At 47.4% G+C, this 20694-nt stretch carries 27 protein-coding genes and 1 pseudogene; 9 read left to right on the forward strand and 19 right to left on the reverse strand.

What is annotated here, in order from left to right; translation table 11 throughout:
• Positions 1-70: 70 nt before the first annotated feature.
• From MHH76_RS12545 to MHH76_RS12585, 9 genes are all read right to left on the reverse strand, one after another.
• Positions 71-1243 carry a D-alanyl-D-alanine carboxypeptidase family protein gene (locus tag MHH76_RS12545; RefSeq protein WP_020452034.1) on the reverse strand — a complete coding sequence of 391 codons (1173 nt, stop codon included), beginning with the start codon at positions 1241-1243 and terminating at the stop codon, positions 71-73.
• Between the two features lie 157 nt (positions 1244-1400).
• Positions 1401-2207, reverse strand: coding sequence for a purine-nucleoside phosphorylase (locus MHH76_RS12550; protein WP_031304985.1), 807 nt, complete (start codon positions 2205-2207; stop codon positions 1401-1403).
• A gap of 20 nt (positions 2208-2227) precedes the next feature.
• Positions 2228-3412 (reverse strand): phosphopentomutase, encoded by a 1185-nt coding sequence (deoB, locus tag MHH76_RS12555; protein ID WP_020452036.1) that lies wholly within the window; start codon positions 3410-3412, stop codon positions 2228-2230.
• Positions 3413-3605: 193 nt separating this feature from the next.
• On the reverse strand, positions 3606-4496 hold the full coding sequence (xerD, locus tag MHH76_RS12560; RefSeq protein WP_020452037.1) for a site-specific tyrosine recombinase XerD: 891 nt from the start codon (positions 4494-4496) through the stop codon (positions 3606-3608).
• A 6-nt stretch (positions 4497-4502) separates the two neighbouring features.
• Positions 4503-4727, reverse strand: coding sequence for a YqzK family protein (locus MHH76_RS12565; RefSeq protein WP_041817238.1), 225 nt, complete (start codon positions 4725-4727; stop codon positions 4503-4505).
• A gap of 120 nt (positions 4728-4847) precedes the next feature.
• The gene (gene fur, locus MHH76_RS12570) at positions 4848-5297 is read right to left on the reverse strand and encodes a ferric iron uptake transcriptional regulator (protein WP_003183178.1); all 450 of its coding nucleotides are present in this window, start codon (positions 5295-5297) and stop codon (positions 4848-4850) included.
• A gap of 118 nt (positions 5298-5415) precedes the next feature.
• Complete coding sequence (gene spoIIM / locus MHH76_RS12575; RefSeq protein ID WP_020452038.1) at positions 5416-6072, reverse strand: stage II sporulation protein M; 657 nt, start codon at positions 6070-6072, stop codon at positions 5416-5418.
• Positions 6073-6441: 369 nt separating this feature from the next.
• Complete coding sequence (locus tag MHH76_RS12580) at positions 6442-7788, reverse strand: PTS sugar transporter subunit IIC (RefSeq protein ID WP_020452039.1); 1347 nt, start codon at positions 7786-7788, stop codon at positions 6442-6444.
• 18 nt (positions 7789-7806) lie between these two features.
• Entirely contained in the window at positions 7807-8106 is a 300-nt protein-coding gene (locus MHH76_RS12585; RefSeq protein WP_020452040.1) for a PTS sugar transporter subunit IIB, read from the reverse strand.
• Between the two features lie 261 nt (positions 8107-8367).
• Between MHH76_RS12585 and MHH76_RS12590 the strand changes: the two genes are divergently transcribed.
• Both MHH76_RS12590 and MHH76_RS12595 read left to right on the forward strand, forming a co-directional pair.
• Entirely contained in the window at positions 8368-9849 is a 1482-nt protein-coding gene (locus tag MHH76_RS12590; protein WP_020452041.1) for an NCS1 family nucleobase:cation symporter-1, read from the forward strand.
• Positions 9850-10069: 220 nt separating this feature from the next.
• Positions 10070-10630, forward strand: coding sequence for a GNAT family protein (locus MHH76_RS12595; protein ID WP_020452042.1), 561 nt, complete (start codon positions 10070-10072; stop codon positions 10628-10630).
• A gap of 272 nt (positions 10631-10902) precedes the next feature.
• Here MHH76_RS12595 and MHH76_RS12600 read toward each other — a convergent pair whose 3' ends face one another.
• From MHH76_RS12600 to MHH76_RS12610, 3 genes are read right to left on the reverse strand one after another with little or no spacing between them, the layout of a single operon-like run.
• On the reverse strand, positions 10903-11355 hold the full coding sequence (locus MHH76_RS12600; protein ID WP_020452043.1) for a GNAT family N-acetyltransferase: 453 nt from the start codon (positions 11353-11355) through the stop codon (positions 10903-10905).
• Positions 11356-11375: 20 nt separating this feature from the next.
• Positions 11376-12539 (reverse strand): TIGR00375 family protein, encoded by a 1164-nt coding sequence (locus MHH76_RS12605; RefSeq protein ID WP_020452044.1) that lies wholly within the window; start codon positions 12537-12539, stop codon positions 11376-11378.
• Positions 12536-13093 (reverse strand): NUDIX hydrolase, encoded by a 558-nt coding sequence (locus MHH76_RS12610; protein ID WP_025811205.1) that lies wholly within the window; start codon positions 13091-13093, stop codon positions 12536-12538. The genes MHH76_RS12605 and MHH76_RS12610 overlap by 4 nt, the downstream gene beginning before the upstream one ends.
• A 76-nt stretch (positions 13094-13169) precedes the next feature.
• Between MHH76_RS12610 and mciZ the strand changes: the two are divergent.
• The 4 genes and pseudogenes from mciZ to MHH76_RS12630 form a co-directional block, all read left to right on the forward strand.
• A pseudogene (gene mciZ, locus MHH76_RS12615) lies at positions 13170-13286 on the forward strand (Z-ring formation inhibitor MciZ); the annotation flags it as partial.
• Between the two features lie 100 nt (positions 13287-13386).
• Complete coding sequence (locus MHH76_RS12620; RefSeq protein ID WP_020452047.1) at positions 13387-13992, forward strand: TetR/AcrR family transcriptional regulator; 606 nt, start codon at positions 13387-13389, stop codon at positions 13990-13992.
• Between the two features lie 2 nt (positions 13993-13994).
• The gene (locus tag MHH76_RS12625) at positions 13995-14345 is read left to right on the forward strand and encodes a DoxX family protein (protein ID WP_020452048.1); all 351 of its coding nucleotides are present in this window, start codon (positions 13995-13997) and stop codon (positions 14343-14345) included.
• A 73-nt stretch (positions 14346-14418) separates the two neighbouring features.
• On the forward strand, positions 14419-15339 hold the full coding sequence (locus MHH76_RS12630) for an aldo/keto reductase (protein WP_020452049.1): 921 nt from the start codon (positions 14419-14421) through the stop codon (positions 15337-15339).
• A gap of 41 nt (positions 15340-15380) precedes the next feature.
• Here the strand turns inward: MHH76_RS12630 and MHH76_RS12635 are convergent, their stop codons facing one another.
• Complete coding sequence (locus tag MHH76_RS12635) at positions 15381-15614, reverse strand: YqkE family protein (RefSeq protein ID WP_020452050.1); 234 nt, start codon at positions 15612-15614, stop codon at positions 15381-15383.
• A 155-nt stretch (positions 15615-15769) separates the two neighbouring features.
• Here MHH76_RS12635 and MHH76_RS12640 point away from each other — a divergent pair, with 155 nt between their 5' ends.
• A complete protein-coding gene (locus MHH76_RS12640) occupies positions 15770-16699 on the forward strand; it encodes an alpha/beta hydrolase (protein WP_020452051.1) in 930 nt (309 codons plus the stop codon).
• Between the two features lie 24 nt (positions 16700-16723).
• On the opposite strand, the gene MHH76_RS12645 is transcribed toward MHH76_RS12640, so the two are convergent.
• Both MHH76_RS12645 and MHH76_RS12650 read right to left on the reverse strand, forming a co-directional pair.
• Positions 16724-16963 (reverse strand): YqkC family protein, encoded by a 240-nt coding sequence (locus MHH76_RS12645; protein WP_003183211.1) that lies wholly within the window; start codon positions 16961-16963, stop codon positions 16724-16726.
• 13 nt (positions 16964-16976) lie between these two features.
• Positions 16977-17300, reverse strand: a complete 324-nt coding sequence (locus tag MHH76_RS12650; RefSeq protein ID WP_020452052.1) for an iron-sulfur cluster biosynthesis family protein — start codon at positions 17298-17300, stop codon at positions 16977-16979.
• 109 nt (positions 17301-17409) lie between these two features.
• Between MHH76_RS12650 and MHH76_RS12655 the strand changes: the two genes are divergently transcribed.
• Positions 17410-17607, forward strand: a complete 198-nt coding sequence (locus tag MHH76_RS12655; protein WP_020452053.1) for a CDGSH iron-sulfur domain-containing protein — start codon at positions 17410-17412, stop codon at positions 17605-17607.
• A gap of 13 nt (positions 17608-17620) precedes the next feature.
• On the opposite strand, the gene MHH76_RS12660 is transcribed toward MHH76_RS12655, so the two are convergent.
• Genes MHH76_RS12660 through MHH76_RS12670 form a run of 3 tightly spaced genes read right to left on the reverse strand, consistent with a single transcriptional unit; the run spans position 17621 to position 19127 of the window.
• A complete protein-coding gene (locus tag MHH76_RS12660) occupies positions 17621-18592 on the reverse strand; it encodes a bifunctional GNAT family N-acetyltransferase/GrpB family protein (RefSeq protein WP_020452054.1) in 972 nt (323 codons plus the stop codon).
• Positions 18589-18957 (reverse strand): antibiotic biosynthesis monooxygenase, encoded by a 369-nt coding sequence (locus MHH76_RS12665; protein WP_033155094.1) that lies wholly within the window; start codon positions 18955-18957, stop codon positions 18589-18591. Before MHH76_RS12665 ends, MHH76_RS12660 begins: the two co-directional genes overlap by 4 nt.
• A gap of 17 nt (positions 18958-18974) precedes the next feature.
• Positions 18975-19127 carry a hypothetical protein gene (locus tag MHH76_RS12670; RefSeq protein WP_153247058.1) on the reverse strand — a complete coding sequence of 51 codons (153 nt, stop codon included), beginning with the start codon at positions 19125-19127 and terminating at the stop codon, positions 18975-18977.
• Positions 19128-19493: 366 nt separating this feature from the next.
• Here MHH76_RS12670 and MHH76_RS12675 point away from each other — a divergent pair, with 366 nt between their 5' ends.
• Complete coding sequence (locus MHH76_RS12675; RefSeq protein ID WP_020452056.1) at positions 19494-20108, forward strand: alpha/beta fold hydrolase; 615 nt, start codon at positions 19494-19496, stop codon at positions 20106-20108.
• A gap of 147 nt (positions 20109-20255) precedes the next feature.
• Here the strand turns inward: MHH76_RS12675 and MHH76_RS12680 are convergent, their stop codons facing one another.
• Positions 20256-20468 (reverse strand): hypothetical protein, encoded by a 213-nt coding sequence (locus MHH76_RS12680; protein WP_003183222.1) that lies wholly within the window; start codon positions 20466-20468, stop codon positions 20256-20258.
• Between the last annotated feature and the right edge of the window lie 226 nt (positions 20469-20694).

Genomic DNA, 20694 nt, shown 5'->3' on the forward strand with positions numbered 1-20694 from the left:
CGGATAATGAGTGTTTCGCTTCAGACTTTATAAATTCCTTCACCGTGACAAAACTAGTGACCGTTCGGCATTATTCACTCCACTTCGTCCAGTGGGTCATCGTCCGCTTGAACATCGTCCACATCCCTGCTTTATCCATGTCTTTTTCCGCGACAAGAGGGCTTTCAGCGAGAACCTTTCCGTCCTTTTTCAATACGAGCGTCCCAAGCTCTGTGCCTTTTTTGACAGGGGCCTGGATATCTTCCTTCTGTTTGATTTCTTTTTTAACAGCTTCGATATTTTCGCCTTTTTTCGTCAAAAGGGAAATCGGTTCCGATGTGACAAGGTTTATTTTTTGCTCATGGCCTTTATTGACCTTCAAATCGGAAATGATTTCATTGCGTTTATACATCGGATGCGTTTCATATTGGCTGAATGCAAAATCAAGCATTTTTGTGATTTGGGCATTTCGTTCTTTTGGCGTACTGGCACCAAAAACGACAGCGATGACGCGCATGTTTCCTTTTTTCGCTGAAGCTGTCAGGCAGTACTTTGCTTCATTTGTAAAGCCGGTCTTGACTCCGTCAACGCCGGGATAAAATTTGATGAGGCGGTTTGTGTTGACGAGCCAGAATTTTTTATCACTGTTTTCTCTCAGATAGTCTTCATATGTTCCCGTAAATTTCGTGATGTTTTCATATTTTAAAAGCTCTTTCGCCATGAGTGCCATGTCATAGGCTGTGCTGTAATGGCCTTCTTCAGGCAGACCTGTCGTATTTTGAAAAGATGTATCCTTAAGGCCGAGCTCAGCGGCTTTTTCATTCATTCTTTTGACAAATTCCTCTTCAGATCCGGCAATATGCTCTGCCATTGCCACAGAGGCATCATTACCCGATCCGATGGCGATCCCTTTCAGCATATCTTCAACCGTCATTTCTTCGCCGGGCTCAAGGAAAATTTGCGATCCCCCCATTGAAGCGGCATACTCGCTTGTTCTGACTTTGTCTTTCATTTTGATCTTGCCTTCATCAAGAGCTTCCATGATCAACAGCATGGTCATCACTTTTGTCATGCTGGCCGGGGGAAGCTTTTCACGGCTGTTCTTGTCATACATCACCTTACCGGTATCCCGCTCGATTAAAACGGCAGATTTTGCGTCATCAGCAAGCTCCGACGGTTTCTTTTCGCTCTCTTTTGCAAACGCCGGCGGCGCAGTCATCAGGATTATCGTAAAAATCAGCAATTTGGATAAATGACGTTTCATCACCCAGACCTCCATTTCGTAATCCTCTCTATTTTTTCCAATCCAGTTGGATTTATACGGATTGATTGGAAAAAATTTCTCATCAGGCAAAAAGAAAGAGCCAATGCAGGTTCTTATTTGAACTTGCATTGGCTCACATTTCAACTTCGCGGCGGTTTTAGCCAATTTTGGCGACGGCCGCTTTAACAAACCGCAAAAAGTCGGCTTTTACTTTTTCGGTGACTTCGATCACTTCGTCATGGGAGAGCGGCTGATCGAGGATTCCGGCTGCCGCGTTTGATATACACGAAATGCCGAGCACGCGAAGGCCCGCATGTTTTGCCACGATGACTTCCGGAACCGTCGACATGCCGACAGCATCCGATCCGATCGTTCTGAGGAAGCGCACTTCGGCAGGCGTTTCGTATGTAGGTCCTGTGACGGCTGTGTAAACCCCTTCTTGTACACTGATGTTCAATTCTTCGGCTGTTTTTTTCGCCAAGAGGCGCAGTTCCTTATCATATGCGGATGACATGTCAGGGAATCTGACACCCAGCGAGGAATCGTTCGGCCCGATCAGCGGATTCGTTCCCATATAATTGATATGATCGGATATGATCATCAAATCGCCGGGACGGAACGATTCATTGACGCCGCCTGCGGCATTGGTCACAATTAAAGTCTCGATCCCGAGTTCTTTCATGACACGTACCGGGAAGGTTACCTTGTCCATTGAATATCCTTCGTAAAAATGAAAACGCCCTTGCATCGCGACGACTTGCACATTTTCAAGTCTGCCGATGACAAGCTGTCCGGCATGCCCTTCAACAGTGGAAACAGGAAAATCCGGGATGTCTTCATATTTAATGCGAACGGCGTCTTTTATCTCATCAGCAAGCACGCCAAGGCCCGATCCCAAAATCAAGCCGACCGCCGGTTTGATTTCTGTTTTGCTTTTAATATAGTCTGCGGCATTTGCAATCATCTGTTTCACGTCGTTTCCTCCTATTTCAGCAGGGATAAAAAGCTTTTTCCGTACTTTGGCATATTCGTTTTAAAGTTGTCGGCAATCGTCGCGCCGATGTCCGCGAATGTATCTGCGAGCGGAAGCGCACCGGGCTTTTCGTGCTTTTTGCTGTATACAAGAAGCGGCACGTACTCCCTTGTATGGTCTGTGCCATGGTGAACCGGATCATTGCCGTGGTCGGCGGTAATGATGAGCAGATCGTCTTCACGCATCTTTTCAAATACTTCAGGAAGGCGCGCGTCGAATTCCTCGAGCGCTTTTCCGTATCCTTCAGGATCGCGGCGGTGCCCGAACAGCGCGTCAAAGTCCACGAGGTTTACAAAGCTGATTCCTGTAAAATCTTTGTCAAGCGTTTGCACCAGCTTGTCCATCCCGTCCATATTCGATTTCGTTCTAAGCGATTCCGTAATGCCCTCGCCGTCGTAGATATCGGAGATTTTGCCGATCGCAATCACATCATAGCTGTCATCTTTCAATTCATTCATTACGGTTCTGTCAAACGGCTTCAGTGCATAATCATGCCGGTTCGGCGTCCGTTTAAATTCGCCCGGCTTGCCGACAAACGGCCTCGCAATGACGCGTCCGACCATATATTTCTCGTCAAGCGTAAGCTCGCGCGCGATCTCGCAGATTTTGTACAATTCCTCGAGAGGTACGACTTCTTCGTGTGCGGCAATCTGCAGAACGGAGTCCGCTGAGGTGTAGACGATCAGCGCGCCGGTTTCCATATGCTCCGCACCGAGCTCATCCAAAATCGCAGTGCCTGATGCAGGTTTGTTTCCAATCACTTTTCTTCCGGACTTCTGTTCAAGTTCATGGATCAATTCGTCCGGAAAACCTTCGGGAAACACCTGGAAAGGTTTGTCTATGTAAAGTCCCATTATCTCCCAATGACCAGTCATCGTATCTTTTCCGTTTGAAGCTTCTTTCATTTTGCCGTAATAGGCAAGCGGCTCTTCTGCCTTTTCGACACCTTTGATTTCTCGGATGTTGCTGAGTCCGAGCTTCGACATGTTCGGCAGGCGGATGCCTCCCATGTGTTCAGCAATATGGCCCAATGTATCTGCGCCTTTGTCATTAAATTGATCGGCATCAGGCGCCTCGCCGATTCCAACGGAATCCATCACAATTAAAAATACGCGGTTGTAATCAAATGCAGGCATTTGTCGGCCTCCTTTTTTTCTTTCTGTCAGCTGTAGGCTGTCACGCTTGGCATAAAAAAACCAAAATACCGCTATTAGCCAAGTATAAACCGTTTACACAACAGTTGACAATACGAACGGGAATAGTGAGAAACTTCCCGCAATTTGCTGCTCACTCAACATGAAAAACCGTGCTTTCGCCTGTTCTTTTAGGCTATGCACGGGGATGGTACTGCTTATATACGTCTTTCAACCTTGTTTTCGTCACGTGCGTATAAATTTGCGTCGTCGAAATGTCGGCGTGTCCGAGCATTTCCTGAACGGCCCTGAGATCGGCTCCGTTTTCGAGCAGGTGTGTGGCGAATGAGTGCCTCAGCGTGTGCGGCGTCAGCTCTTTATTAATTCCCGCTTCCAAGGCGATTTTCTTTAAATTTTTCCAAAATCCCTGGCGGCTCATCTGTCTGCCGTGGTGATTCAGAAACAGGGCGTCTTCGGTATTTTTTTTCAAAAGCTTTCCCCTCGCTTTTGACAGATATTCGCCGACCGCATGTGACGCCGCTTCGCCGAGCGGAACGATCCGCTCCTTTCTTCCTTTCCCGAAGCAGCGGATAAAACCCATCGATAAATGGACATCGGACAGCTTTAATGCGATCATCTCGCTGACGCGGATTCCTGTCGCATACAATAACTCCAGCATCGCTTTATCGCGGTAGCCGAACGGCCCCGTCAGCTTCGGCGTATCCAGAAGCGTTTCGACTTCCTGTAATGACAGCACCTTCGGGAGCGTCCGTTCCGTTTTTTGTGACTCAATATGGACGGACGGGTCCTGGGCCGTTACTTTTTCCCTCAGCAGAAACTGGTGAAAGCTGCGGATGGAAGCGAGATGCCTCGCAATCGTCTTACCGGATTTTCCGGCGTCTTTTAAATGCTTTAAAAACTGGATGATGGTAAGCCTTGTCACCTGGTCAAAAGAGCTCAGCTGCTCCTGTTCCTCTAAATAGGCGGCGTAGCTGTTCAAATCCCGTTCATAGCTCACAACCGTGTTGTGGGAAAGCCCCCGTTCAACAACGGCATAGTGGATAAAGTCTTTAATATGAACTTTCACGCTATCCTACTCCCCGTTTAAATAAAAAAAGATTAACCGGCTAAACCAGCTGCCCTGCTCGTCCCCTTCCATCGAGGCGACCTTGAGGGCTGCTCCTTCAGGTTTATCATACCGATGATAGTTTTCATACTCTGAATTTATCCATATCATAGCATAATAAAACAAGACGGTAAAACCGGTAAACAGCACGAACACCTTGATCATATCGGCAGCCGTTTTCAGCATTTTCATACGGTTTCAGGTCCCTTCTTTTGATTCGATTACTAAAACTTATGCCAAATGAGACAAGTTTTATACGTCTGAATCAAAAAAGAACCCGCTCATGGCTGAAAGGGTTCTCTCCGGTTTAGACTATTCCGATTCCTTTTGCTGACAATCATGACAGATGCCGTGGAACGTCAGCCTGTGGTCTTTTATTTTAAATTTCCAATCCTTTTCAATGATTTCTTCCACATCTTCAAGCAAATCTTCTTCAATCTCAACAACCGAACCGCATTCCATGCAAACGAGATGGTGATGGAAATGGGCGGCACCTTCTTTACGGAGGTCATATCTTGACACACCGTCGCCAAAATTGATTTTATCCACTACTTTTAATTCAGTTAACAGTTCAAGAGTCCGATATACTGTCGCAAGACCAATCTCAGGAGATTTCTCTTTTACGAGGAGGTATACATCTTCTGCGCTTAAATGGTCTTCCTCATTCTCAAGCAGCACCCTTACAGTAGCCTCGCGCTGAGGGGTGAGTTTATAGCTGGAAGAATGCAGTTGCTTTTTAATCCGATCAATACGTGTTTCCATTGACTTTCCCTCCTACGCCGCATTACCTAGCTTATTATAACAAAACAAGCGCAGGGAGCCAACTATAATCATTACAAATTGAGAAACAAAATGAATATTTTTTAATAATTATTATAAATTAATGCTGTTTCGGCAAGACGTACTCTGTCAGCTTTTCCATCAACACCGGCGAAAGATATGCTTCAAAGGAAGAGGATATAAGAGACATCGCGAGAATCAGGACGAGCACGAAAGCGTACCGGCCAAACCAATGGACAGGCGCTTCCGCAAGGCTGCGTTTGACAAAAAGCTGGCGGATGAGCCTCATCGAAAAAGCGATGGCGCAAGTCCCCATGATCAAGTAAGCCGGGATCAGCAGAATATTTTGCGGGAGCACGGAGACAAAAGACAGGAAAAAGCCGTTGATTCCCATTTGATTGACCAGAAAGCCGACTGTAAATCCGACGACGATCCCTTTTAAGAAGACCATGATAAAAATGACGGGCAAGCCGATGATGGAAATCCCGAGAATCCACATTAAGCCTAAATATTTCATATTATGAAGAAAGCTCTGCAAAAACATTTCCTTTGAGCTGGCTGCTTTTCCTTCGGAAAGCTGTCCAAAAAATCGATTCAAATAGTAGAACAAATCTTCTTTTTGACCGATCGTCATGCTGTTGACGATGACCGCGCCGAAAATCACACCCATTAAAAACAGCACTGAAACAAATAAATAGATCGACAGATGATCCTTCATATGTTGAAAGATGAGCTCTTTGATTGTGGGCTTCCGCATGTATCTTCCTCCCAGACGTGCTTTTGATTTTAATAGATTGTATGAGAGAAAAGAGAGCCGCATGACTTTTTTTGAAAAAAGACAGGCGCCCGTAAAAGGCGCCCCAGATTGTTGACAAAATCGCAAAACGACTTTTAGTTTTGGGATTTTGTCATCCTTTCAGCGTGACCCGCAACCCTTGCAGTCTAGGAAGGCCGAGCATCGGAGCGGACTTTCACAGGAAGTGATGACGGCGGCGTTCAGGCAGGACGCCTGGGCGGTTAGCCGCCGATCCTTCCTCTATTCGTGAGCACCGACTTAGCAGGCCTGACAACGAATGCGAGGGTTTGTCGACACGCTGAGGCGCCTGTAAAAGGCGCCCCGATAACGTTATGATTCCTCCCTGTTTTCCGCAGAATGCTCCCTGTCCGTATTCACAGTCTTGTTGGCGGCCATTACAAACGGCAGATAAATCACCGTTGAAATGGCGAGGCAAAGAAAGCCGACCCCGAGCGCAAGCCAGTTCCCTCCTGTCCCGAGAAACGGAATCAACGGCCCGGGCGTTGTCCACGGAACAGCGTATGCAATCGGCGGAATCAGCTGAAACTTGATGAACAAATAGCCGATGACAGTATTGACTGCCGGAACGATGATAAAGGGAATCATGAAGATCGGATTGAGCACGACCGGAAGTCCGAAAATAACAGGTTCATTAATGTTAAATATCCCCGGCCCGATCGAAAGCTTGCCGATGTCTTTATAATCCCGGCGCTTTGAAGCGATGAATATTGCGATCAAAAGCCCCAGCGTCATGCCCGATCCCCCGTAGTTTGCAAAGGCGTCATTCAGCGCCCATGTTTCAGGAAACGGAGCGTTCCAGGCAGAGCCTGTTTTGGCGGCAAAAGCGAGATTTTCAAGGTTTGCTTCGGCAAAGATCGTTTCTCTGATCGCCGCGATTGTATTCGGACCGTGAATGCCGAACAGCCATAAAAAGTTGGCGACGATTCCAAGAAAAACAACGGTGAAAATATTCGTTCCCATCTCTCTCAACGGCGCCTGCAGCACGGTGTACACCAATTCATGCAAACCGTTTTTCGACAGGGACATCAGCGCAAAGCTTAACACCGCAAAACCAATCGTAATGAAGATGATCGGAAACAGCACTTTAAATGTCCGGGCGACCGCAGGCGGCACCTGCGGAGGCATATGAATTTGCAGGCGCTTGGCATTTGAAAGCCTGCTGAACACTTCACCGACGATGATCCCGATGATTAAAGCGACGAACAGTCCTTGCGCGCCGAGCCACTTCGTCGTTAAAAAGCTCTCGTTTTCGATCAGGCGGTACGGTGAATAAATGATAAAATAACAGGATACGGCCGTTAATCCGGCAAGCAGTTCATCCGCTTTCATTGAGATGGCTAAATTGCGTGCGACGAGAAACACGACAAATATCGACATAATATCGAGCGACCCCCGCAGTACGGGGGTAAAGACCGACTGATAATCAGCCAAGTTCGGAAATATCTTTTCAAGGAACAAAATGTTGGCGATAAACCCGTCCGGAGATAAAATAGCGAAATTTAATAAAATGATAATCGATCCTGCCATAATAATCGGAAATGATAGAATAAAAGCATCTCTGATCGCACATATATGGCGCTGTGAGTTCAGTTTAGCAGCAACGGGAACCAAAAACCGTTCCACGTTCCGCTCAAACTTCTCCATAAATCCGCTCATCCCTGTCTCCCCTCCTTTTTATTTCATCAGCTGCAGCGCTTTTTGCAGCACAGCTTCGCCGTTCATGGTGCCGTAGTCGCGCATGTCGATCACCTGAACCGGCGTGTCTCCCGCGCTCGCCTCAACCTGTGACTTTTGGTACCTGACTTGCGGCCCCAGCAATACGACGTCCGCGCTTGACGCGGCAGTCCCGGCTTCGGATACAGGCAGTGCGATGATGTCGACCTCTTCGTTCAGCGTCTCGGCATGCTTTTTCATTCTGCTGACAAGCAGGCTCGTTGACATGCCGGCCGCGCAAACCAATAAAATTTTCTTCATTATTTATTAACCCCCTTCAGTTTCACCTCTCCGCTATTTAGAAAACGCTTTCATTGTGGTGCGGAGTCATATTTCAACCTGGTCTTTTATCCTATGATCGAGATAGACAACTGTTTCATAAAAATCAATATTTTTATAACGGTTTCAAACGGCTCGTTTAGTTAACCTCAACAAACGCCTTGAAACATTTGTTTAGTTTATCTAATGAATTTTTCAGAATAATAAGTTATATTTTCCCTTAAAAATAACCGGAGGGATTACATGAAATCTGTTCATCATGAAAAAGTTCAAACAGACCGCACACTCTCAAACAGCGACCTGCAGCCACTGAAACCTGAGGAACGCACATGGAAAGCGGTCAATTTCGCATCGATCTGGATGGGCTGCATCCATAACATCCCGACTTACGCAACGGTTGGCGGGCTGATTGCGATCGGACTTTCTCCGTGGCAGGTGCTTGGGATTATCGCTGTCGCTTCGATCGTGCTCTATGCAGCCCTCGCTTTAAATGGACATGCCGGCGCAAAATACGGCGTGCCTTTTCCCGTGTTAATCAGATCTTCTTTCGGGATATACGGGGCCAATATTCCGGCGCTCCTCAGAGGTTTTGTAGCGATTATGTGGTTCGGCATTCAAGCGTTTGCGGGAAGCACGGCGATCAACATCCTGATCTTAAATGTGTGGAATGGCTGGAAAGACATCGGCGGCGATTGGAATTTGTTTGGATTGCATTTATCGGGTCTTTTGTCATTTGTTTTCTTTTGGGGAATTCATCTGCTCGTCCTCCACCACGGGATGGAGTCGATTAGAAAGTTTGAAGTCTGGGCCGGCCCGCTCGTTTATCTCGTCTTTGGCGGAATGGTGTGGTGGGCGGTCGATATTGCGGGAGGACTCGGTCCGATTTATTCGCAGCCGGGAAAATTCCAGACATTCGGCGAATTGATTTGGCCGTTTCTGGCCGGTGTGACGGGGATTATCGGCATATGGGCGACACTCATTTTGAACATTCCCGATTTTACGAGGTTTGCAGCCTCTCAAAAAGAACAAATCAGAGGGCAGTTTTACGGTTTGCCGGGCACATTCGTACTGTTTGCATTTGCAAGCATTACCGTCACCTCCGGCTCACAGGCTGCCTACGGGGAGCCGATTTGGGATGTTGTCGATATTCTCGCCCATTTTGACAACCCGTATGTGATCGCGCTTTCGGTCATTACACTTTGCATCGCCGCCATTTCGGTAAACGTTGCGGCAAATATTGTCTCGCCGGCCTATGACTTGGCCAATTTTTTGCCGAAATACATCGATTTTAAGCGAGGCAGCTATTTGACAGCTGTTTTGGCCCTGTTCACTTTCCCATGGAAGCTGATGGAGAATGAAGCGAGCGTGTTTTCCTTTCTCGGCACAATCGGCGGCATATTAGGGCCGGTCGCAGGCGTAATGCTTGCCGATTATTTTATCATCCGGAAGCGCACGCTCTGCCTCGAAGATCTCTATTCTGCAAGCGGGCAGTACATGTATTATAAAGGCTATAATTACAGGGCTTTTGCTGCGGTTGCTCTCGGGGCGCTGATGTCTCTGATCGGCTCTTACATCCCCGCCATGAAGCCGCTTTATGACATCTCCTGGTTTTCGGGCGTGCTGATCGCTTCCTTCGCCTATATCCTTTTGATGCGCATCCATCCGCCGGCCTCCATTTTAAATGAAACGGCTCAATACGAAGACGGAAGACAAATAAGCGGATAATTAATATGGGAAAAAGATTTTTTGCTAGAGAAAAACGCCTTTTCTTCTGTCCGCTTTTTTTCAGAGGCCGCTTATGATAGACTCATATTATCAAATATTTTCCACAATTCTACTGAAAGAGACGATGCAAACGGGAGCCGAGTGCGGCAGTTAGGCCGTTTCGGATCACGTCGTTGCGATGGCAAGATTCCATGAATAACGTCTGCAGGAGGAATACGCTATGAATCCGATACTGCTCGATTTTCCGGACAGCTTTGAAACAGAGCGTCTGCTCATCAGAGCGCCGCGCGCCGGCGACGGCAAGGCTGTATATGACGCTATTACAGCTTCGTTTTCAGAGCTTAAGCCGTGGATGCCGTTTGCAAGGGAGATGCCCGAGGAAGAACATGTAGAAATCAACGTCAGGCAGGCACAGGCCGATTTTATTTTGCGCAACGATTTACGGATGCATATTTTCCATAAAGAAACGGGAAAGTTCGTCGGCAGCACAGGCCTTCACCGCATGAACTGGAAAGCGAAACGGTTTGAAATCGGCTATTGGCGCAGTTCTGAATTTGCCGGACAGGGGTACATGACAGAAGCGCTTAACGGACTGATTGATTTCGCGAGGGGACACATCAAAGCCAAGCGGCTTGAGATATGCTGTGACAGCATGAACACGAAAAGCAGAAAAATGGCGGAGCGCCTCGGTTTTCAGCTGGAGGCCGTTTTACAAAGCGATGACCTTTCGAATGATTTAAGCGAACATCGGGACACATGCATGTATTCGCGCATCTTCTAAAAAAAGAACCCTTATGATCTTCATGAAGCAAATCATAAGGGTTCTTTCGTTTATGTTTCATATGCAGCTTTGCAAGCTCTTCCCGCCTGCTTTTCGTTTTTCTGACGTGCGTGCTGAAGTCAGGCGCCTTGCCTCTTGATGCGGCGGCATCTTTGCCTGTGTTTCTCAACATGTGTTCGCGCTTTTTCCTTGCCTTGCTTTTGGCCATGTTCCCCACTCTCCTGTCAAATTTTTACCTTACTATTATAGAAAGGCGTGGGGCTGAACGCAAGTCATACGGTTTCTGCCGTTCTGATCATATCCACATGCGGAATGCCGTCCTCCATATAGACGTCTGATATTGCTTTAAATCCGAAGGAGCCGTAAAAGGAACGCAAATGATTCTGGGCGCTGATTTTGACCTTTGTCTCTCCCCGCTCGCCTTCCAAAAAGCGGAGCGCTTGATCAAGAAGCGTCTGCGCATATCCCTTTCCCCTGTCTTCTTTGCGGACGATCACCCGGCCGATTGACGCCTCCGGGTAAGCCGTGCCGCTCGGGAACAGCCTGCAATACGCAGCGATCTCTCCTTCTTGGCTCAGAAATAAATGGTGTGCCCGTTCATCTAAGTGATCAAGCTCGTGATACGGACAGTTTTGTTCAACGATAAAGACGTCTATTCTAAGCTTGATGATTCGGTACAGTTCTTCCTTCGACAATTCCTCATACGATTTTAGTTTCCACTCCATCCCTTTTTCTAAAGCCCCCTTTAGCTCTGCACTTTTCCATAGGTTCCGCCGCCTCCGGCTTTCAGCTCTAAACCCCCGTTCCTTGCTTTGATCACGAGCTCAGCCGTCTGCGGACGAATGGTTTCTTTCAGTTCGCCTTCTTTTACCCGGTGAAGGATATTCATCTCAGTGCCGAAAGCATCTTTCAGCTTCTGAATCGTTTTCGGACCGATGCCGGGGATCAGCTGCAGCGGAACCTGGTGAACGTACGGCGGGCGCTTGACCGGGCTTTCATCCTGATCGTAAAGCTCCTTTAGACGTGTGCTGACGCCTTTTGTAAACTTTCGGCTTCCGCACGCTTTACACACCGTTTCACCTGCCTCCTGCAAACGGCCGCATCTTTCACAAGCGGTTTGAAAATATTTGCCCAACTGCGGGTTCATTCCGTAATTGGCGGCAATGCAGCGCCCCTCTTGTCCTTTTAAAGCAAGTGAAAACTCTTGAAAGCTGGCATGTTTAATGTGGAGCTTATTATACTCCCTGCCGATTTTCCCAAGAGAATGGGCGTCCGAATTGGTCAAAAATGCATAAGGATTCAGTTCGGATACGTGTGAAGCCATATCGGTGTCGCTGCTCAGCCCGAGTTCAACCGCATCAATCATCTTCGGATCAAACACTTCTTGCAGCGAAAATTTGACTCCTTTTCCATACAGGCTCTTATGCGGTGTAAAAATGTGCGCGGGAATGAACAAGCCGCCGAGTTCTTTCACTTTCCGCTGCAGGCCGATGCCCGTCTCATAGATGCGCTGGGAGCTCAGGTGGATATTCGTCACCCTTTCTGAGAGCCAGGCGGAAAACTGCTTCATTGCGGAGATCGACGGCATAAATGCCAGCACATGAATCGGGCCGCGGCATCTGTCATCATTGATTTCCAATTCAGACCCGCACAGAAGCACGGTATCTTTATACTTGATTCCGCCGTCTTCAAGCTCTGTATAACGGCCTGAAGACACCCCTTTTTCAATTTCGGCCAGCACTTCGGGTGAATGACAATCTATAATGCCGATCAGTTCCATTCCTTTATGCTCGCTTGCTTCAATCAAAATTTCGTCGAGCGTAAGTGTTCTGGCAGCCGTTATCTTAACGGGCCGGCCTGATTCCGTCCGCCCGATATGGATATGCATGTCTGCGAATATTTCTTTCATTTTTTTGCTTGCAGGGCCTTTCTCAGCTCCAGATACTGCACGGCATAAGCCGTTTTCGCATCATAGATGTCCTGAGTTTCCATCAGTTTCAGCGCGCCTGTAAGCGGCACCTCCATTACTTCTACAAATTCGTCTTCATCAAGTTCGCGCTTTTCTTCAAGCGGTGTCAGCTCTTCGGCAAGGTACAGGTGCACCAATTCGTCCGCAAAGCCCGGCGATGTGTAAAAAGCGGTGATTTTCTCCAGCTTTGCCGCCGTGTATCCCGTCTCTTCCTCAAGCTCCCGCAGCGCGGTATATTCAGGTTTCTCTCCTTTTTCAAGCTTGCCCGCCGGTATTTCAACGATCGTCCGTTCAAGCGCTTTTCTGTACTGCTTCACCAAAATGATGTTTCCTTCATCAGTCAAAGCAAGCACCGCAACAGCGCCCGGATGCTTCACGATTTCGCGCTTTCCCGTTTTACCGTTCGGCAGTTCGACGTCTTCAAGATAAAGATCGATCACCTTGCCTGAAAAAAGTTTTTCTTTACATATGGTTTTCTCCTCTAAATGCTTCAGTTTGATCATCTCCTAAGTTCTGCTCTGGCTTTTGATCCCATACATTTTATCATACACCATGGAAGGGGGACGCGCCATGAAGGTCTACCGGCTGAACAACCGCATCGTCATGTCGGGGAAAGCATGGGAAATCCGCGCCAAGCTGAAGGAATACGGACGAACGTATCACTATGTGAAAGACTGGCTTTCTGAAAAAGAAAATCGCCTGATTTTCATTGACATCAAGAAGGATCGCATGAAATAATACTTTTGAGTAACATTACTCGAAAGTATTATTTTGGAGGCGGATGGATGTGGGAAATGAAAGAGGCCGCAAAGGCAAAGAAAGCCGGAAGCGGCTGCTCGCAGTCGCTGCAAACGAATTTGCAAACCGGGGATTCCATGAGACGAAAGTAAGTACGATTGTCAAAAGAGCGGGGCTGACTCAGCCGTCTTTCTACTTATACTTTCCAAGCAAAGACGCCATCTATAACGAGCTGATCGATGGCTTTCACGCGAACTTGAAAAATCTGATCGAATCGTTTCGTTTAGAAGAAGGAATCGAGAAAAAACACGTCTCAAAACGGGTGACGGCCGCTGTAGAGGCTGTATTTCGGTTTTTGGCAGAGGACCCGGATTTGACACGCATCGGTTTTTTTCTCAGCCCAGAAGCATGTGAAATGAAAAAAGATTTAACACTGGCCTTGAAAGAAAACTTGAAAGCAGAGCAGGAGCTTGGCTACTTCCGGTCCGGCCTGGAAATGGAGACCGTTGCCGAATGCCTGACAGGCATGATTGAGCACCTTGCCGATACCTATTTGCTTGACGGATCAAAAGACCCTTCAAGTCTCGCAAAACAAGTTACGGATCTTTTGATCCACGGGATGCTCGTTCATCCGCAACATCCAGAAACGGAGTGAACATGGTGGCATTTATTTTCGTAAAAGCAGGATTGGCGGCATTTATGCTGACCGGAGGCGTAATCAAGGCGCTGCACGTTCCTTTTCAAGTGGAACATTGGCGCCATTATCAATACCCGCTGTGGTTTCTTTCAGTTACAGGATTTCTCGAAATCGCCGGAGCGCTCGGCATGATCGCCGGGATTTGGAATGTGCATCTGGCTGTCGGCTCGGGGCTGTTGTTCTCCCTGCTTATGACAGGCGCCATTCATGCCCACCTATTCCGGGCGAGGCAGCCTTTTTTCACGGCCATCCCTGCCGCGGTTTGTTTGATTTGCGCCCTAAGCGTTATCATCTTCGAGCTGTACTTCTGATTCCGATGCCGATGGGTTGAAAACTTCGCTCCTTTGTATTACGTTCAAAGTAAGAAAAAAAGGAGTGAAGCTTATGAAAAAAAGGACGCTCGGACATTCCGATTTACAGGTGAGTGAAGTCGGCCTCGGCTGCATGTCTCTCGGAACAGACAAAAAGCACGCACTGTCAATTTTGGATGAAGCTTTGGAGCTTGGCATCAATTATTTGGATACTGCCGACCTGTACGATTTTGGACGCAACGAAGAGATTGTCGGTGAAGCGATCAAATCAAGGCGCCAAGACGTGATCCTTGCGACAAAAGCAGGAAACCGCTGGGAAGAAGGAAAACCGGGCTGGTTCTGGGATCCCCGGAAAGCGTACATAAAAGAAGCCGTCAAGCACAGCTTAAAGCGGCTGCAGACCGACTACATCGATCTTTATCAGCTGCACGGCGGCACAATTGAAGACAATATCGACGAAACGATCGAAGCCTTTGAAGAATTAAAACAGGAAGGCGTCATCCGTCATTACGGCATTTCTTCTATTCGGCCGAACATCATTAAGGAATACGTCAAAAAATCAAACATCGTCACGGTCATGATGCAATACAGCTTGTTGGACAGACGGCCTGAGGAATGGCTTTCTCTCCTTGAAGAACATGGAATCAGCGTGATTGCAAGAGGACCTTTGGCAAAAGGGATCCTGACAGAAAAACCTCTGTCAGACGCAAACGCCGCGATCAAGAAAAACGGCTATTTATCATATTCCTATGATGAACTCGTTAAAACAAAAGCGGATATTGAAAAAACGGCGCCTGATTTATCCGCGACCGAAACCGCGATGAAGTATATTCTCGCCCAGCCGGCTGTCGGCGCGGTCATCCCCGGGGCGAGCAAAATCTCCCAGCTGCGGGAAAACGTTGAATCTGTCGGCGGACGCGCTCTGACAGAACAGGAAATCAAAGCGCTCCGCTTTTATACAAAACGCGGCGTGTACACCGCACATCGCGAATAAAGCAGTAAGAAAGCCCCGTCTCTTGGTCAGACGGGGCTTTCTTACTTATACTTCCTCCAATCGTCAATTCCGCTTTCGTTGAGGAGTTCTTCAAAGCTTTTGTTTTTTTCCCTTTCCTGTCTTTCCTTGATGAGCCGCTCTTTCTCACGCTCTTTTCTTTTTTCATCCTCCTCTTTCAATTCGCTCTTTATTTGCTGAAGTTTATCTTTCAAATCGTCGGCGAGCGCATCTTTCAGCAGCTGCCGGGCATTTGGGTCTTGTTTTTTCTTTCCCATATCCTGTCCTCCGTTCTCCCTGTTTGTGATGATAGTTTATCAGGAATCTAAAAGTTCAGGCAAGCCGTCACTCGTGAGCCGTCTCTCTCGGCAAATGCCAATCGTTGTGTGGTATGATAAAGAAAGAAGCATTTAAGAAAGGAAGAATACATCAGATGTTGATTTGGCTGGCTGCTATCGGGGCGGTTTTGCTGTTTATTGCCGCGCTCGGAATCTATTTTACGAATCAAATCATGTACATTAAAAAACGGACCGACGAATACATTATCGAACGGGAAACGGCCGACGGCCATTATGATGAAAAAGCTTTTGCCGCTCTCCCGAAAGAAGAAATCATCCTCGCTTCTTCTTACGGCTACAATATTAAAGGATACTACGTCCACCCGCACAAAACGAAAAACACCGTGATTATCTGCCACGGGGTGACGATGAATCTGCTGAATTCGATCAAATATATGAATCTGTTTCTTGACCTTGGCTGGAACGCCGTCATATATGACCACCGGAGGCACGGCACAAGCGGCGGGAAAACGACGAGCTACGGATATTATGAAAAAAACGATTTGAAAACGGTGGTCAATTGGCTTCGTGAAAAACACGGCGAACACGCGCTGATCGGGATTCACGGCGAATCGATGGGCGCTGTCACGACGCTTCTTTACGCGGGAATGGACGAAGCCGACGCTGATTTTTATGTGGCCGACTGTCCGTTTGCCACATTTGAGGATCAGCTCGTTTACCGGCTGAAAGAAGATTTTCATCTTCCGGGAGCTTTCATTTTGCCGCTTGCCAGCCTCTTTTTGAGATGGCGGGACGGCTACCGCATCCGTGATGTCTCCCCTTTATCCGTCGTCGGGAAGATCAAAAAACCGGTGCTGTTCATTCACAGCAAACACGACGACTATATCCCGGCTGAATCGAGCGAAATGCTTTACGAGAAAAAGCCGGGGGAGAAAAGGCTTTATATCGCTGAAAAAGGTGCGCACGCGATGAGCTACACCCAAAACAGAAACAGCTACAAAAACACGGTGCGGGACTTTCTTCAAGAGATCACAAACCGGCGCAAAGAAGGCGAACGAGCATAAGTCTCGTCCGCCTTCTTTTTTGTGCTACAAAATATCCGTAATGTCGCTCATATGATCGCCGATCCAGGAGATCGCCGTCTCAATTGTATCGAATTCCTTTGTTTCAAAAGTCATTTCATCTTGAAGAAGCCAGACATCCTTTTTGACGGACTCTGTCCCTCCGATTGACCAATGAAGGAGTGTATACGGATGATTTTGATGTAAAAAGGACGCCCATGTTTTATTTTGAGCGGTTTGCTTTAAAGATTTTACCTTTTGATTCAAATCGAACGCCACCCTATTTCACTAAAATACTCATTCTGGGAGAAAGCACCTGTGCCGGACTTTTCAGCATCAAGGCACCCGCTTTCTCATAATAGTCGATGGTCATCGCTTCATCAAAAAAGACTTTTTGCGATGACTGAATATAAATCGGAAGCCCGTTTGTCTCAAGGGGCTCGCAACTTCCCGATAATTCGTCCGTCAGCCACAGAACCGGTACGCCGCTGACCGCGCATCCGCAGCCCTCGGAATCATAGCGGAGCTGGATCTTTTTATCAGGGTAAGGCTCTGTTGCCCGCTGAATGGCTTGTTTTGCCTGTGCAGTGATTTCAAGCTGCATGATATCATCCTTCTTTGTTTCGTTTACGGACATTGTACCACAGGAGCGGGAAAAAGCGCATTGTTTCCGGCTGTCAGGCATAAATATGAAGAGATTCGGAGGTGGAATGATGCCCAAAAAAGTGCAAATTAAAGTGATGGACAACGGCGGTTTCCGGGTCACGGGAGACGTCGACCTGATCGATATGGATGGAAACCCGTTCCCTGAAAAACCCGCTTTTTCGCTCTGCAGATGCGGAAAAGCGCTGAAAATGCCTTACTGTGACGGAAGCCATAAAGGAACGTTTGACTCTTGTGTCAGAGCCTGAAGCAGGAGGGGGCTTACCTGTCCTCCCCTGCCTTTTTCCATTGTTCAGCCAAGCGCTCAGTCTCTTTTATCCAGCCGTTTTTGCCGTCAATATAGCCTGCCATGTCAAGCGGAAACATCTCCGCCAGCTTCATCTTCAGAGCAGCATATTCTTCGGCCCGCTCCGGATGCGAGATTAAATAATCCCGAAACGCGAGATGCCGCCTAATATCATGATGCCCGCTTTCATACAGATGGACATGATGTGTACGCTTCCGCCCCCCTTTTTGAAAGAACCTTCTCCCCGGAATGCCGTTTTCCCCCTTCGGTTCATAGCCGAGCATTTTCATCCCCTTTTCGAAGCGGGCGGCAGAGCCGAGATCTTTCACTTCAATCAGCATGTCAATGACAGGCTTGGCGCTCATCCCCGGAATTGACGTGCTTCCAATGTGGTGAATATGCAAGACTTCATTCTGGAAAAGCGCTTCAAGCTGCTTTTTTTCTTTGAAAAATTCGCCTTTCCACTCCTCTTGATAGGAGACGACTTTAACCTTTCTCGGCGCATGCAGCGTCAGCTTTGAAAGAACAATTCCTTTTTCAGGTTCATACTGCTCAATCTCGGAAAATCCCAATTTCTGATACAGCGCTTTTGCCGGCTCATTCCCCGCTCCCGTCGTCACTTCAAATGATTCGGCTTCCTTCTCCATCAATAGATAACGAAGCAATGCCATCGCAATTCCTTTTCGAAAATGGACGGGATGAACGGCCAGCCTGCAGATCGTCAGCTTTTCGGCTGTATGTATAAAGGAAGCGATTCCGGCTAATTCTTCTCCCTCAAACCAGCCGATGAAAGTTTCACGGGAATCCATCACATCAAATGCCGTTTCATTCAGCTGCGGAATGCCCTGGAATTGAATAATCTCCGCTTCTCTTTCATAAGCCGGCCTTTGAACATTTACTATGCAGCGGGCCGTGTGCGGGTCTTTATGATTTAACAATTGAATCATTGCATTTCCTCTCCGCCGGTGCCATCTGACGGGGGCCGGCCGTGCCGCTCTGAAATTCTCGCGTCTTCAACTTTTGCAACCCGCACGGCAAAGTCGGAATACCATTCCGTTCGGCCTTTTTCCTTCGCCTGCCGGTGTTCGCTGTGAAACTTCCATTTTTCAATCGCTTCAAGGCTTTCCCAATAGGAAACCGTTATTCCTTTTCCGTTCATGTCCCTTGCGCTTTCTGCTCCTAAAAAGCCCGGCTGTGCTGCGGCAAGCTTTAGCATGTTCGCAGCCGTCTCTTTGTAGCCATGATCCCCGTTTGTTCTGACCGATGTGAAAATCACCGCGTAATACGGCGGCTCCGGCGTTTTTGAAATCATGTTCATCCCCCTTTGATTCACAATTCTTTAATAAACAGAACTTGATCTTGATCCGGTCTGTCATCATTCAAAACGTCTCTTTTTTCAACCGAAAACCCCATTTCCCGCTGATAAGCAATCGATACTTTGTTAACATGCAGCGGACCGCTCTGCATCCTGCACGCTTTCATTAAGATTTAACCCTCTTTTTCAACAGTGCATCTGACCATCGGCCAAAACGTTCAGCAACTCTGCGATGGATATGTTTCCTTATTATACCGTTTTCCGCTCCCAATTTACCATTTTAATCTGTCTGTAGATTAAATAGGAGAATGTGCTTAGTCCTCATTCAAGAGCACAAATCGATTTGCCATCTCTCAGGAAAGCTTCACTCTCCTTACCCTACAGGCAGCCTGCATACGGAGCGGCAAAAAAACGTTTCATATACTGCTCTTTTTTCTGGGGGAAAAATAGATAAAATTACACTTCGTTTTCATATGTTCGTTTTATAGAATTGTCGTTGTTGTGAATTTATTACTTTTTTAGGAGGAGAAACAATGCGTCGTCATTCATTTTTATCTATTCTATTGATTTGCATGCTGTCTGCCGTGTCCGTCTTTTCGTTCCAGCCTGCTACAGCTTCCGCCGCTTCCCGCAATCCGGTCGTCATGGTTCACGGCATCGGCGGAGCTGATTATAACTTTATCGGCATTAAATCGTATTTACAATCTCAAGGCTGGACGAGCAGTGAGCTTTACGCCATCAACTTTATCGATAAAACGGGAAATAATAAAAACAATGCGCCGAGATTATCCGAATACATCAAACATGTGCTGAATCAAACAGGAGCGTCAAAGGTCGATATTGTCGCTCACAGCATGGGCGGGGCCAATACGCTCTATTATATTAAAAATCTGGACGGCGCACATAAAGTCGGACATGTCGTTACCCTTGGCGGCGCTAACCGTCTGGTTACAAACACGGCGCCTCAGGGAAACGAAATCTCATACACTTCGATTTACAGCACAAGCGACTATATCGTCTTAAACAGCCTCTCCAAACTTGATGGTGCAAACAATGTGCAAATCTCAGGCGTAAGCCATGTCGGCCTTTTGTTCAGCAGCAAAGTGAATGCCTTGATTAAAGACGGACTGACCGCCAGCGGGCAGTAAAAGCGAAGGAGCCTTGAAGGACTGAGACCTCTTCAAGGCTCCTCATTTATCAGGACTGTTTTCCCGCCCGGGCAAAAATAAAAAGGACTCTAAATAAACGCCTTTTCGACCGTTCATTCAGTGTCCGTCAACCCCGTCGATATATGATTATTCCACAATGATTTCAAAGACTCTTTGTTCGAGGTTATATTTAGCATCCTGGAATGTAAATTTATAATCATCTGTGTCGGCATCAGGTGAAAGCCAAGCTCCGTATTTTCTGATCGTCTGGACGATGCTTTCGAGTTCAGCAGGAGTGAAGTCACCTATGTCTGTGCCTTCGGTTTCAGCTGTATGGCGTATTTTTACTGTAATCATCATCGCTTTTTGGCTCCTTTCACTTGCTGTTTGAACATCTTATTAACAGCATATTTTTTTCCCCTGTAAATCGTTCCATTAACTCCCTTGTTTCAAATTATTCGGGCTTTCTTTTTTGCAGACCTATTTTATATGGAAAAGCAGGCCGGACTTCAAAAATTTGTCCCCGCACGTTCGTCAAACATGAGCAATCATTCCTGTTTACAACAAAGGGAATATCCCCTATGAT

It is taken from the genome of Bacillus sp. FSL L8-0193, assembly GCF_037976065.1.
Lineage (GTDB): Bacteria > Bacillota > Bacilli > Bacillales > Bacillaceae > Bacillus > Bacillus paralicheniformis.

Coding starts and splice junctions, on each gene's coding strand:
- MHH76_RS12590 (WP_020452041.1), top strand. CDS start 8,368: ATGAAATCTGTTCATCATGAAAAAGTTCAAACAGACCGCACACTCTCA.
- MHH76_RS12660 (WP_020452054.1), bottom strand. CDS start 18,592: ATGATTCAATTGTTAAATCATAAAGACCCGCACACGGCCCGCTGCATA.
- MHH76_RS12565 (WP_041817238.1), bottom strand. CDS start 4,727: ATGAAAATGCTGAAAACGGCTGCCGATATGATCAAGGTGTTCGTGCTG.
- MHH76_RS12545 (WP_020452034.1), bottom strand. CDS start 1,243: ATGAAACGTCATTTATCCAAATTGCTGATTTTTACGATAATCCTGATG.
- MHH76_RS12630 (WP_020452049.1), top strand. CDS start 14,419: ATGAAAAAAAGGACGCTCGGACATTCCGATTTACAGGTGAGTGAAGTC.
- MHH76_RS12600 (WP_020452043.1), bottom strand. CDS start 11,355: ATGGAGTGGAAACTAAAATCGTATGAGGAATTGTCGAAGGAAGAACTG.
- MHH76_RS12585 (WP_020452040.1), bottom strand. CDS start 8,106: ATGAAGAAAATTTTATTGGTTTGCGCGGCCGGCATGTCAACGAGCCTG.
- MHH76_RS12665 (WP_033155094.1), bottom strand. CDS start 18,957: ATGATTTCAAAAACGCCGGAGCCGCCGTATTACGCGGTGATTTTCACA.
- MHH76_RS12670 (WP_153247058.1), bottom strand. CDS start 19,127: ATGAAAGCGTGCAGGATGCAGAGCGGTCCGCTGCATGTTAACAAAGTA.
- MHH76_RS12675 (WP_020452056.1), top strand. CDS start 19,494: ATGCGTCGTCATTCATTTTTATCTATTCTATTGATTTGCATGCTGTCT.
- MHH76_RS12605 (WP_020452044.1), bottom strand. CDS start 12,539: ATGAAAGAAATATTCGCAGACATGCATATCCATATCGGGCGGACGGAA.
- MHH76_RS12550 (WP_031304985.1), bottom strand. CDS start 2,207: ATGATTGCAAATGCCGCAGACTATATTAAAAGCAAAACAGAAATCAAA.
- deoB (WP_020452036.1), bottom strand. CDS start 3,412: ATGCCTGCATTTGATTACAACCGCGTATTTTTAATTGTGATGGATTCC.
- MHH76_RS12640 (WP_020452051.1), top strand. CDS start 15,770: ATGTTGATTTGGCTGGCTGCTATCGGGGCGGTTTTGCTGTTTATTGCC.
- MHH76_RS12650 (WP_020452052.1), bottom strand. CDS start 17,300: ATGCAGCTTGAAATCACTGCACAGGCAAAACAAGCCATTCAGCGGGCA.
- MHH76_RS12595 (WP_020452042.1), top strand. CDS start 10,070: ATGAATCCGATACTGCTCGATTTTCCGGACAGCTTTGAAACAGAGCGT.
- MHH76_RS12655 (WP_020452053.1), top strand. CDS start 17,410: ATGCCCAAAAAAGTGCAAATTAAAGTGATGGACAACGGCGGTTTCCGG.
- fur (WP_003183178.1), bottom strand. CDS start 5,297: ATGGAAACACGTATTGATCGGATTAAAAAGCAACTGCATTCTTCCAGC.
- MHH76_RS12680 (WP_003183222.1), bottom strand. CDS start 20,468: ATGATGATTACAGTAAAAATACGCCATACAGCTGAAACCGAAGGCACA.
- MHH76_RS12635 (WP_020452050.1), bottom strand. CDS start 15,614: ATGGGAAAGAAAAAACAAGACCCAAATGCCCGGCAGCTGCTGAAAGAT.
- spoIIM (WP_020452038.1), bottom strand. CDS start 6,072: ATGCGGAAGCCCACAATCAAAGAGCTCATCTTTCAACATATGAAGGAT.
- MHH76_RS12625 (WP_020452048.1), top strand. CDS start 13,995: ATGGTGGCATTTATTTTCGTAAAAGCAGGATTGGCGGCATTTATGCTG.
- MHH76_RS12580 (WP_020452039.1), bottom strand. CDS start 7,788: ATGAGCGGATTTATGGAGAAGTTTGAGCGGAACGTGGAACGGTTTTTG.